At 30.2% G+C, this 13,453-nt stretch carries 6 protein-coding genes; all 6 read right to left on the minus strand.

From position 1 onward, the window contains the following. Window positions 1-19: 19 nt before the first annotated feature. Complete coding sequence (locus EYD46_RS06180) at window positions 20-6,529, minus strand: hypothetical protein (RefSeq protein ID WP_130936183.1); 6,510 nt, start codon at window positions 6,527-6,529, stop codon at window positions 20-22. A gap of 52 nt (window positions 6,530-6,581) precedes the next feature. Further along, the gene (locus EYD46_RS06185; RefSeq protein ID WP_130936184.1) at window positions 6,582-7,178 is read right to left on the minus strand and encodes a hypothetical protein; all 597 of its coding nucleotides are present in this window, start codon (window positions 7,176-7,178) and stop codon (window positions 6,582-6,584) included. A gap of 536 nt (window positions 7,179-7,714) precedes the next feature. Continuing rightward, the gene (locus tag EYD46_RS06190) at window positions 7,715-9,847 is read right to left on the minus strand and encodes a discoidin domain-containing protein (protein ID WP_130936185.1); all 2,133 of its coding nucleotides are present in this window, start codon (window positions 9,845-9,847) and stop codon (window positions 7,715-7,717) included. Window positions 9,848-9,853: 6 nt separating this feature from the next. Next, entirely contained in the window at window positions 9,854-11,353 is a 1,500-nt protein-coding gene (locus EYD46_RS06195; protein WP_130936186.1) for an O-antigen ligase family protein, read from the minus strand. A gap of 333 nt (window positions 11,354-11,686) precedes the next feature. Then, on the minus strand, window positions 11,687-12,181 hold the full coding sequence (locus tag EYD46_RS06200) for an OmpH family outer membrane protein (protein WP_165454349.1): 495 nt from the start codon (window positions 12,179-12,181) through the stop codon (window positions 11,687-11,689). Window positions 12,182-12,294: 113 nt separating this feature from the next. Continuing rightward, on the minus strand, window positions 12,295-13,155 hold the full coding sequence (locus tag EYD46_RS06205; RefSeq protein ID WP_130936188.1) for a tail fiber domain-containing protein: 861 nt from the start codon (window positions 13,153-13,155) through the stop codon (window positions 12,295-12,297). Between the last annotated feature and the right edge of the window lie 298 nt (window positions 13,156-13,453).

The following is a 13,453-nucleotide window of genomic DNA, read 5'->3' on the forward strand; positions in this document are numbered from 1 at the left end:
GTTGATTAACTTATAATTATTACAATTGTGGAGTAACAGTAATTTCAGTATTATTATCATCAGCATATACTTTAATATCGACTACTTTAATATCGACATTATCAAGGCCGCTGCCACCTTGTTGCCTACCGTATTCATCTAAAAGACGAAACTGTACAGTTGAATCAAATTTTAATTCCTTCTCATCACCTTTAAGGTCAACGTGTAATGCGTAATCGATGTATAGTCCTACTTCTATTTCCATTAAAAGGTCTTGGTTGTCAATAGGTGTATCTGGGAATGTAAGCTCTATTAGTTGACCGCTACCATTTTCCTCATCCATATAATTCTCAGGTACGATTGTTTCATGATATACACTACATAGAAACCCAAAATTAAAAGGGGAGCCAGGGTAAGAATTTTGGCTGTCTTTATCTTTTAAACTAATCACTGCATCTATCCAATTGTCATGGCCAGGTATTAGCTCATAATTCTCGAAGTCTTGAGGATCAAGACTATGAGGTTCTTCTGGAATAGAATCATTATATTGTGGCCCATTATCATCACCACAAATTGGGAAATCTAGATTATGCTTAACAGTTACAAATAGGAAAGTTCTATCCATGGTAGCTAAATCTTCTATGTCATCAGCACTAATTTGTATTAGAAACTTTCTATCCACATACCCACTCATACTACTTGTATTTCTAATTAAATGACCATTACTATCATATGATTTATTTTCATATGAATCATGAAAATCCCCAATACTATCTGTTTGAGTAAGATTTGTATCTAACCCCTTTAAATTAGGCAATTCCTCCTCATCTAAACATAAAGATGTAAACTCATGTTCTAACTCGGTAAGATCTTTAGTAACTCTTACTTGGTTTCCCGTTACTTTATAACTCTGGGTACCAGTATGCGATTCTTCAGCACTTACCTCTCCATTACCCGCAGTGTCTTCTGTAAGAGTGTTAAAACTAAAATGATCTCTGGTAAAATAGTTTATCTCATCTGTTACAAAGTTTACGTCGTCTATAAGTGCAGAGGTCTCGTTTAAAACACCATTATAATCAGCATCCTCAAAACTATCAAAAGCAATCTCACTATACCTATTGTTTGAAGCTACGGCTGTTGGTAGTGTATATGCATACCCATAAATTGCTGATGAATACCTACCTAAGGCATCTTTATTTTCCAACTCTGCGCCGTATGGGCTGTAATGCGTTATGCTGCTTGCGTTAGTCCAATTATTACTATCTATTTCCCATTCTGAACCATTTTTTTTATAAAATGGGTTAAATGCTGAAAAATAGCCATCATCTCGTAAGTTAGGACTATCCCCTTCACTTACTACGTTAGAGGTACGTCCGGTTAAATAAGCATAAGACTCTATAGTACGCCATTCTCCTCTAGCATTATATAAGTAGGGGTTAAAACCATAACTATTAACATCTTCTATTAATGGTTGAGAATCAATATCATTATCAAATGCCTTATCGTATTGTGATAAAACACTAGGCGTTAACCTTGGTAGCCCTAATTGGTCTTGAGGTTTCCAATACTCATTATACATAACTGCACTAGCATTAATAACTTTGGAATTATTAATAGTAATACTATTGTTAACAATAGGGTTTTCTTTACTGGTTACAGATGCCATTGATGCAGACTGTAAATTTTTGTAACCAGAACGTATAATTTTAAATTTTAAATCAGGTTTTAAATGCTCGCTACATTCATCATTAATCATGAAACCCTCTTTATTCATGAGCTTTATGGTATTACTACCTACTTCGACGACCCAAAGTAATTCTGCATCACTATCTAAACCATCATTATGATAAGTTTGTAGTACATCTCCTGGGGAGAATAATAGGTTTGTATTAATGTTTTCGTTGGGGGTTTCTTTTCGAGCTAAATAAAAATTACCGTCACCATCAACGTCAGATTTTTTTAAAAGCCCCTCAGCTCCCAAGTTTTTACTTGCTTGTCCCATACTTTCATAATACCAATGTGCAGGGTAGGTAAGATTATAGTAGTTGTCATCATATTCATTTACGGTTTTAGTAAGTAATACTTGACCCGTTTGAGCATCCCAGGCTAAGTTTTCTGTAGATACTTGGGCTCCTACATCGTAAGCGATTTTCTCCTTTAAAATACCCGTTTTATGAATAACTTTTGTGGTAACTGCTGTTCTTAATATATTTTCATGTTGGGCATACGTTGGTAACGGAAATGGGACTACAGCTGGTATTATTGCTGCTAAAAACGTAGTTACATTTGAATTAACACCTGCCATTTTTGTACTGGAATAATTTTCTCTAAAATCATTAACCACATCGTAGGTTTGCCCTATTAATCTTTCTCCGACTGTTCCATCTTTATCAATAGTTGTAAAAGTATTATCCAGTTTGTTAGGATTATTTTCATCAACATTATAAAAATAATCTACACCAGAAATAGCTTCAGATTGTCCTTCCCCGTAAACTCTTTGACTTTTTTGTTTTCCATTCATATCATTCGTTATTATTGAAAACCCTTGAGACAAAGTGATATGATTTCTAGCACTTAAATTAAATAGACCTAAAATTTTAGGTGCTTCATCTAATCCGTTACCATTAGTTTGAGTATAATCTGATATTGTTGGAAAATTTCTAGATGTGAAAAATTCATTTACTACTTTTCCTGTAGCATGCTTATTAACGACTAAATTTTGATCTAAATTCTTCCGTTCTAAATTTCTAACTGTAACAGTACCATAAGTAACTGTTGGTGATGGATAAAATGTTTCCCCTATAGGTTTTTCAACATAGTTATTTTCATTTGGGGAAACCATTCTATCTGCATATTTAGTAGCTTCAAGTTTACTGTAGAAAGGTTCTACAAGAGGATTTTCTTTACTTCCATTCGGCTCAAATGTGGCGACTCCACTAGATAAACCATCTTTTGTGTAATCATACTCTTGACCGTAATGTTGTTTATATAAGTTAACATCTTCACTACTTTCATTTTCAGTCATTAATTCCCAATTGTCTTTTAGTACAATTCTTTTTACTCTCAAACCACCTCCTAACTTTACTTTGTTAGCATGTTTTAATCGAATCCACGATTTATCTGGATTAAAATTTTTAGCACATTCATTTTGTTCTAACCTTAAATTGGGGCCAGTAAATATCTCTTTCAAATTTTTTATAGCACCCCATATCCCTTCGGCTACATCTCCAAAATTATTAACATCAGTATATTGATCTCCCTCATAAACCAAACGATTTAAATATGTTCTCCCAAAGTACCATCCTGCCTTAGCTATAGGATTTACTTGTTTATTATTACTAACAAACCCGCCTTCTTTATCTAATGTTTTTAGTGGGATAACGCCATAATAGTTAACACCTTCGTTAACAACTAGCTGATTATTACTATATAGTGTTGACAATAATGCATCATCAATTTCGAAATAGCCAGATACGTAGTCATATGCCTCATCGTTTCCTGCTGATAGGTTTAACAAAAACCTGAAATAAATAGCCTTATCAATTTGATCACCTATATAATTATTTAAAAATTCATCTCTAGTAGTTACCTCTGGAAGTTTTACATACAGATACTTATTATGCCTATTTACACCCCTATACAGTTCTGTACTTGTATATGAATCTGTACTAGGGTCATTACCAGATCCAGAAACTTTTAGCATACTCATTGTTTCTCGATCTTGCACATATTGATAATCATCAGACTCAGTTTCTAATTCCAATCTACCTCCAGAAGGAAGATCAATTGAAGTAAGTGTCCACATTCTAGTATTTAAATCTGCTTTTGTTTGATCTTGCTCAACAAATGGAAATTCTGCATTGGTAATATCGCTAGAAACACTACAATTAATACCTTCTGTAACTCCTTTATAATTCCCCCATATATCATGAGCTTTCAAATTATAACTGGCATTTGCTTGTATAATTGTTTCTCCATCTATATTATCAAAACCTTCATAGTTAAATTTATAGGGCGTATATTTTCCCATGTTAGACCCTCGATAAGTAAAGTATACTTTTTTTAAAGTTAGTTTACCTTTATTAAGGTTATCGTTTGAATTAATATTATCTGTGAGATCGGTATCATAAGGCTGCCCATCATTGTTTATCATGTCTGGGCAAAGTGAATAATTATATTCGAAATGTGCTATTTTAATAGCTGCTTTGGATTTATCAACATAATTTAAATCTTTAAAAAGAGTATTTTCTGTAAGCGTTTTATACTCTGGTTTAGTGTACAAGAATATTTTCTCTATCTTTTTCATTTTTGCAGAACTTGCATCTCTTCCTCCTGTCTCTCCTTTAACCCCTATAGCATCATGTCTATCTGCAAGTTGAAAAACGGCTACGTGTGTTTTGGTTTCTATGGAAGAGATGTATCTTAATTCTTTTTCACCATAAATATAATTTCCCATTTGATCATCCTCATTAGATTTTAACCCTTCATTATAAATTACCTTATTTTCTTGATAAGGTACACGCCACTTATAATTATCTACTCTTTCATCATAATTAAACTTAGTATAGGCTCCCAAATCGTCGTCTGTTGGACCATCTAATGAAAGGTCTTCATAATCACTAGATAAAATACTACTCAGCATATAAGTATGTGCATAGCTTGGTGTAGTTATTTTATTTAAATATTTATTGCTACGACTACTATTATTGCCATTTACATTTCCATTATAGCCTATTAAACCTGTTTGACAATCAGCATCATTTCTTCCTGAAACATCGAAACTAGCTTCAATTTTTGTTGTATTGTAAGCAGCCTTGCCAAATACATAGGTACTACCATCTGGTTTTGTTGTTTTTATACCAACTGTATGATGACCTTTTGCATTGGGATGCGTATCTACAAAATCATCTAAGGAAGCTTCGGATTGGCTTATTTTATGTATGGTATGATTCCTCTTTTCTCTTTGTGTACGTTTAGTTACTCCTGTTATTATTTTATCTTCGGTTACATCTTTAACTTTGAATTTAGAGCGTAATGATCTATTATATTTATTACCTGCTACTTCTAGTCGTATAGGATGGTCTGCTTGTAGGTCGTTATAAATATTAATTTCATTATCTACTATTAGTTCTCCCATACTTTTGAAATAAACTTTCTCATAATCTATGGGGTTTAAATCTGAGCTTTTTTCTTTAAAATTTTTTAATGCATAATTATTGGTATCCCATTTACCAGTTTTATTAGTAGTTGTAGTTATATTAATTTCAGCACCTACATATGCTAAATTTCCTCCAGCAACTTCAAAACCAAAAGTTGCACCTATACCTGAGTCAGACACAGGGTTATCATATACATAACTTACTTGGCTTCTAAAGGGTCTAAATGTTCCTCCTGTACCTTGACCTTGAATTGAATAAACATCATAAGAATAATTAGTTACTGGTAACATTGTAGTGAACTTATTAACGACATTATCCTTTTCTCTATTAAAATCTAAAATGCCATCAACACCTTCAGCAAATTCTGTATTCTCGTAACCAAAAGATTTAATGTATTTATCCTTTTCAGATTCTTTAATCTCTTGGTAAGAGCCATAGGCAGAAACCTGTCCTTGTAAACTAAGACTAAATGCCGTAAATCCACCTGACAAAGCAAAAGTCTTACTATCATTATACATGGCAACACGTTTTGTTGGTGTATAATTTGTTAAATCGTTGAATGATATAGATCCACCTGCACCATGGTTAGAGACATTTGTAATATCCGTTTTATGTGAGCTTTTAACCCCTCCAATATCCAGATTAATGTAGTTTTGCCTTTGTCGTTTATTTGAAAAAGATAGGTTTAGATTAGTTACCCCTTGTCGAGAATTTAAACCCAAACCAAATCCTGTAGTAATATTATTTATGTAATGTTTTTCAGTTTCCTTACCTTTACGAGTTAAGGATACTGATGGGGTAACTGTAGCTCCTTCTCCTGTCGCTGAAGATATATTTAAGCCAACCGCAGCATTGGCATCATTTAACCCATAACTTAAGCCCAAAGATGGTTTATACGTAAAACCATTGTAGTTATTATATTCAACACCTAAACCAATGCTAGCGTTTAAAGCATCTACTCCAAATATGGATGTAGGAACACTCAAAGCCGTACCAATGGTAACATTTTTTTTTAATTCATTCTCATAACGAATCTCATCCCCTTTAAAATCATCAGGAATACCGCGAACGCTTCGCGCTATTTGCCCCACATTTAGATTCCAGCCTAAACCAACCCAAGAAGCTTCTTGATCCATGGTAATGCCAGAATTATATGCTAAGTTTAAAGGATACCCACCAACATCCATAATGGGGATGTTATAGTTAAAATCTCCAGATGATAAATTTACCATATCAGATGTACCAATAGGGGTAAACGAATTAAACTCTGGTTGTGACGGACCACCTGTAAGCGCAAACAAATTTGAAGGCTGTATGGTGGTTAGGATTAATTGTATTGCTAAATAACTGGCAATAATTTTTGAAATTTTACTGGTTCTAATATTTTTCATATAGGTTTTTTAATCAACTAATAATACTCTATTGCAAATACAATTTTATGAGTTACAATTTTAAAGGCATTTCGTTAAAATTAAATTTGACAACACCATTATCAAATAACTGGTCTTGATATATTAGTTTTATATTTACGCTTGGATTTATATTATTGAAGTAGAGTAACACCCGTTTAAAAGGTGCTACTTTAAAATTACGTTCAAAGTTCACTCCAGAACACAATATTGTATCGTTAGCTGAAGTAACCACAGTAAAATCTTTTTCTATAGTAAATGCTATATATTTTACAGCATCATCATAAGATTTATTAGTATACTTATCTAATAAAAGGTCCGTTTGATTGGTGTGTTGAAATTCTAATTCAATAATGCGTTCTTTAGAATTCACATTATATATTGAATCTACTTTTTTGAAATTACTATTTGTGCTTTTTAAAAGATAATATTGTAACGGAACTTCAGTAGCCGTGTAGTTAATATTATTAATAAAATGATTAATACTTTTAGATTTCCACCCTTGTTGTTGAAAATTGAAGAGTTTAAATTCTGGTTTGTAATTTTGTTCCTCTGAATTATTACAAGATATAAATAATACAATTATAAATAAACTGAGAAAAACACTAAAAAGTTTTTTATTAAACCTCATAAAAAAACACCTGTTAAAACTCTCTTAAAAATATTAAAAGCCTTAATATGTGTTTTAGGGTTTCTCCATTATTTACTTAAGGAAAAACCCTTTTAATTTCCTTCGTATTTCATATTTCAAATATATTAGTTTTGAAATTTAAAATATCACTACGAACTTTTTAGGGACTAAACTAAGAACCTTGTACATGACTTCCATTTATTAAAGAAAAACTTCCATACAAATAAGTGTTTTAAAAGCTTCCTGATAATTTAAAATGTGTTTTACGCCTTTATTAGTAGATACTATCCCCAAATTATTCATCAAACCGAATCGCATTATATATTGAAAATAAATATTAAACTACTTATAGTTTTTATTAAAACCTAATCTTACTAACTCTGAGGTGTTACGTAGATTTTTTTAAAACCTCTAAAGCGTCTTTATCTTTTTTGTAAGGTAATTATTGGATGTTTTTCTTTGTTTAAGTGGTGTATTAAATACCTTAATAGTGTTTGATAGTGAATCTCTTGATTGAAGTTTCCCTTAAGAGCATATCAAAGTATTTCTGCTAAATCATCATGGTTCGCAAAATATTGTTTACCATTTTTATACATAAATGGTAACTCTTCTTTACCTTTTGTGATGTTTTTTAACATATACATGGTACCAGAAGGGACATTCTCAAAATTCAGAAAATTGTACTTTGCTTTTTGAATACCAAAATAGACCCAGCCATTATCGTAATAAAAAAGTTTATATAGATCTCCTGCATTTATTCTATTATTAGCACTTCTTAAAGCATATCTTATCTCCTCAATTTTTTTTGGTTCTCCAAAATCAACACCTATCCACTTATCTCTTGAATACGTTTCTATGTTTCCATCAAAAACACAATTTAAATTTTCAGAAGATGTATTTTTATTGTTACTAAATAATTTACCTTGTAAAAGTGTTAACTGGTTATTAACGTTAATAGTGTCTTTAATATCGAAAATATATGGTATTGATTTTTGTATTGGGGGGTTATCACTTTGATTATTTCCATAGCACTCTATTAGTGAAATATATGTAGGTAGATTGTTATTAGTTACAAACCTTAAGTATCGATATTTATTATCGCTTTTTATATCAATACTTTCAATATAATTTTTTGGTGCTTCTTTAAACTCATATAAATCTTCAGCATCTTTAAATTTAGGATTATTAGAGCCTTGAAACTTGCTATTGATTCTCTCTATTCTAAAATCTAATAATCTTTCTTTTTCAGGATATTTTTCTAAAACATACATATCTGTTTTATCTCGAAGACTTGGTACTACTTTTATAATGCGACCATCATCCTTGACATAAAATGCCGAAGAAACTGGTATTGTTTTTTGATTAGAAAAAGTAACCACATTATAAACAATTCCTTTTGGTACTTTATAAAAACTAACTTTACTTTCATTTTGATTTACTAGACCATAATCTACTGGTATCCATCCTTTAGCTGTAAAAACCGCTAGGTATGCTAAATTATTCTTAGCGTAATTAAAACCCCTAATTTGTAATGATATTGAAGTTGTTTTGTGGTAATTATCAGTAACATCTTTCCAGTGTTGCGTTTTAAAAAACCCAGGAATTTCTTCATTTTCCTTTTTTAGATCAAGAGCTGACTGTTTTTGAATCTCGAAAGTTCTTCTGAATACTTTTGATGTTCTTTTAAAATAATTTTTATTGTAAATGCCTTTATTTTCCAAACTATCAACAGACTGATAAAAAGGGGAAAAAGGCAAGTGATTTCCCAACGAATCTTTAGAGACACACCAGGAATGCCCCAGCGTTTGGTCTAACCAAATTGGAGTGCAATCAATATATGTAGGAATAGAGATGTCATTTAAAATTTGAGCAGCAATTACAACCTGATCATCACAATATAAATCCCACCACTTTAAAATATTATAAAAACCAATATTATCTTTCTTTTTAATACCTGATGTTAGTCTATGTATTCTTGAAAAATAACCTTTTAGTATGTTTACTACACCTTTGGTATCGTTAGGGTTTGTGTTTTTTAATAGTTCGAACGTAATATCTCTTGGATAGTTCTTGGGAGTATTTAATTGCTCATTTCCATACCTATAAGGTAAAAAGGTTTCAGCGAACTCTTCAAAATTGTTTTTATCAATTAAATTTGAGGTTTTCCATTTCGTAAAAGCTTTTTCAATATGGGCTATTAAAAAATTACCATTCAAGGTTTCTACATCTTTAGTTGTAATAGTATTCTTCAATATTTTGATTCCATTTACAAGCGAATCTATTTCCTTTTTAACTTTTTTATTTTTATCCCAAATTTCCTTTTTAACTTTAACTCTGTTTAATCCAACCAAAAATTGCTCTCTAGAGTTTAAATTTAATAACTCAAGAGCCTTTTTATGATTGTTATTTATGAATTTCACATCTCCATAACTATAATGTGAAATCATATTGCTTATCAAAAATTCTGCTGCCTTTAACTTTTCTGAATCATCTTTGAAATACTCTAGTACATTTTCTAATTCTATTTTATTTGTTTTAGAAATTAAAAGAGCTTCTTCTACATTATAGTTCTTACTATTCTCTTTTGTGGAACATGAAAAAGAAAGTCCAAAAACCAAAAGGATAAATATACCGAAACAAATTGTCTGATTTTTTTTCTTTATAATCATTTGATATCAATCATTTTTTAAATATTTTCTCATTTCGTATTTGATATCCAAAACGGTACTTGAGTTAATCTTAGCAGGAGTTTGTAGAATGGTTTTTGCAAGCGATTTAGCTTCAGACTTTCGATCCATTCTATCGTACAATAAAACTAAGCGATAGTTTGGTAAAAACTTGTGAGGCACAATATTCGCAGCGGTTAAATAAGCCTGTTCAGCTTCGTTTGGTTGGTCTGTATTTTCAAAAGCAACGCCTAAATTCAAATACAAATCAGAAGTCTTAAAAAAATTTGATGATTTTAGAAAAACTTCAATTGCTTTATGGTATTTTTTCTGATACACTAATTCTACACCATAATTCATTAAGATAGACCAATTCCTAATATCTTCTTTCTCATAAATGGATGAAAGGGCTTCGTGCCTTGCTTCCCAAGTTAAATCCTTAGTGATTTCATTAGTTTTATTCCATTTTCTTTCTAATTGAAATCTATTAAATTCCATTTGAAATATTAAAAAGGATGAAATAACTGCACCTATAAAAATCATGGATAAAGTATTCTTTTTAAATACAAGCAACGGTTTGTTTTTGATTTCTGAAGAAATTATTACAATGAAGGAAAAAACTAAAAATTGAATCGAAAATATTTTAAAAGGATATGTGAACAATGACAGTATTAAAAAACAAAAAATGCCAGAGTAGCAAGCTAAAATTGTTCTGTTTTTTGGAGGCTTAAAATAAAGGACTGCAACAAATATGGCAACAAACATAACAAAACCAACTACACCAACTTCAGCAGTTGTAAAAAGGTATTCATTAAAAGGATGGCTTATATCATTAGCAAGAAACCGCATTGGTTCGACTTTATTTACTTTTAAATAATTTGCTTGATGTAAAGGATAAATACTCCCGAAATTCCCAAAACCCACACCTAGAAAAGGAGTTTCTTTTATCATTTCAGTTGTTATTTTCCAAATGAGTACGCGCCCATTAGATGAGTCTTTTTTCAAATTAAAAATAAAAAAACTACTGATTAGAATAAAGCATAATGAAACTCCAATTATTGCTAGTCTATATTTTTTATACAAACCAGTTAGTGCTTTCGCTTCGGTTTTAAGTACATTGAATGCGATAAATAAACTTGTTATACTAATAGCAACCCAAGAAGCCCTTCCTTGAGTAAACAGTATAATCACAACGGTTACAAAAATTATGGCTATATAAAAATATTTAAGGCGAAATTTATTTATTGAACTAATAAAAACAAGCATTAAAACCATTATAATAGCCAAATACGAAGAAAAAGCTCCTGAATTACCCATAAAGCCATTTACTTGTAATGGTTTTTTAAAATAATAAATTTGAACAATTTGATATAGAGCTATTAAGGAAGATAATAAAGCTAAAATAAAGGGAAAATGTTTTATATAATCGTTAATCTTTAATTGTCTTTGTTTTAACTTAAACTTTAAAATTATGTATAATAATAAAATTAAAGAAAAAGGAGTTAGCATGGCATAGACGTAGTATTTACCTAAAAACAAGTAGTTAAGATGGACATATAGAATAAAGAAAATAACACATAAATCAATTAGATTTAAGCTTAGTTGTAAGTTTGTTTTCTTATACTGTAAAAAAAAATTAACTGTAAATATTAAAATAAAGCAAAATATACAAAAACTGAACCATAAAAGCTTAAAAGTTATTAGGTTAACCTGAAATGAAAAAGAAGTTATTAATGGGGTTAATAATATAAAAATAAGAAATAAAAGCTCTCCAGTTGAAAATAATTTTTTAAACAGATTTATATTACTTATCACAATTTTAAAGTTAAGAAATATACGGCATCAATATTTGTCTTTGTTGTAAGTCACATTTATTCTATCTATTATATCAAGAGTAACATTATATGTTTTTTTTCCATACATAATATTACCATTTCCTAAATTCCCAAAAACATAGTCAAATCCCTTTTCTTCACTATAAATTTTAATTTCATCATTAACATCTTTATACAAGGGTTCTAGCCAGGCGGTTTTTATACTATCTATTTGTTGTTTTGAAATAACACTCATTTCTCTATGTACTCTTTCTAACTCCTTAATTTCATTTCTCTTCTGTATTACTTCTGGCTCTTTTAATTTTTTCTTATTCTTTTTAAAGTATTCTACTTTTTCTTGAATATCTGCATAGTAAACATCCAATACATCTTTAAATTCTGATTCTTGTGCTTTTAGTTTGGTATTATAATCTTGAAAAGCATGATATTCGGATAAAACCTCATCCACATAAATATATCCAACTTTAGAACCTTTATTAAAAAAACTTAGGACAAGGGACAATATTGATATAAATAAAACAAAGACTAAAAATATATTTTTACTATTCCTCATTAACTATAAAAAGTGAAACGATTGTTAATCATTAGAATTACTGCTTTAATAAAAAAACAAATTTAATTAGCTTCCAAAACTTTAATTCTTTCTTTCAATCTATCTATTTGTCTTGACATTTTAGAAACTTCTTCTTTCTGAAGGTTTACAGCCTCTATTAATAAGGGAATAAAACCAACGTAGTTTACAGAATAAACCCCTGAATTTTCATCAAGACTAACTAATTCTGGAAATTCTTCGATAACATCTTGAGCAATAATCCCATATTGCTTTCCTTTATTGAATTTTGGAGTATTTATTCGAATTCTTTTAATATCGTCGGTAAGAATTCTAATTGAATCCCCTGGTTTTTCTTTATTTGGTATTTTTATTTTCTTATATATTGTATCTATAGTAAATTTAAACTCACCAGATTCATGCATAGCCAATAACTCTTTCCTAGATTTAAACTTATATCGTTTACCCCTTATTTTTGACAACTTTCTAAAGAGCTTTTTACTATCTATGGTGTCCACTTCCTTTTTTAACCTTCTATCTGAAGGATTATGTAAAGTCCCTGTTATTGTCGCATCGCCATCAACATGTAAAGTTGTTCCAGATGTAGTATAGGAACCATCGGTAATATAAAGTGTATTTATTACGTTTTGACTGGGGCGTATTCTAAGACTATAATTATTAGAAATATTTTGCCCTACAGCTGCAGCTTCATAAACATAACTATACCAAGCTCCGTTATTAATAGAATAACTGGAGTTGAAATCTGCATTGTAATAACTTGCTGACTCACCCCGTATACTATATGAGTTGCTTGGCTCATATCCTGCTATACCTACCTTCCCTGATGCGTTTACCTTAATTTGGGATTGTATATGAAACGTTATTGCAAAACTCAACAAAACAAAAAGAAAGATTTTAGTTTTCATAAAAATTATTTTTTCAGATGTTTAACAATATTTCAAAATTATAATCTACCTAAAAACAAGAGTTAATACATAAAAAATAATTTAAAAAACTAGATTTCCCTGATTTTTTATTGGCTTCAAAAATTTCTTAACTACCAAAATTAGCAGTCTTATAAAATAAAAAAGTTTTTTATGCCTTAAAAATCATCATGATACAATATTAATTAAACAACATGAAAAAAAACTAAGGTTTAGCCTTACTATTTATAAGGTTTAAATTTCAACGTAAACATGCTAGATATAGTCTGGGAAAATTTAC

The organism is Hyunsoonleella pacifica (assembly GCF_004310335.1).
GTDB classification, from domain to species: domain Bacteria; phylum Bacteroidota; class Bacteroidia; order Flavobacteriales; family Flavobacteriaceae; genus Jejuia; species Jejuia pacifica.

What these genes read in the sequence shown, in the direction of transcription:
- EYD46_RS06180 (WP_130936183.1), bottom strand. Translation starts at nt 6,529, where the DNA reads ATGAAAAATATTAGAACCAGTAAAATTTCAAAAATTATTGCCAGTTAT.
- EYD46_RS06185 (WP_130936184.1), bottom strand. Translation starts at nt 7,178, where the DNA reads ATGAGGTTTAATAAAAAACTTTTTAGTGTTTTTCTCAGTTTATTTATA.
- EYD46_RS06190 (WP_130936185.1), bottom strand. Translation starts at nt 9,847, where the DNA reads ATGATTATAAAGAAAAAAAATCAGACAATTTGTTTCGGTATATTTATC.
- EYD46_RS06195 (WP_130936186.1), bottom strand. Translation starts at nt 11,353, where the DNA reads ATGCTAACTCCTTTTTCTTTAATTTTATTATTATACATAATTTTAAAG.
- EYD46_RS06205 (WP_130936188.1), bottom strand. Translation starts at nt 13,155, where the DNA reads ATGAAAACTAAAATCTTTCTTTTTGTTTTGTTGAGTTTTGCAATAACG.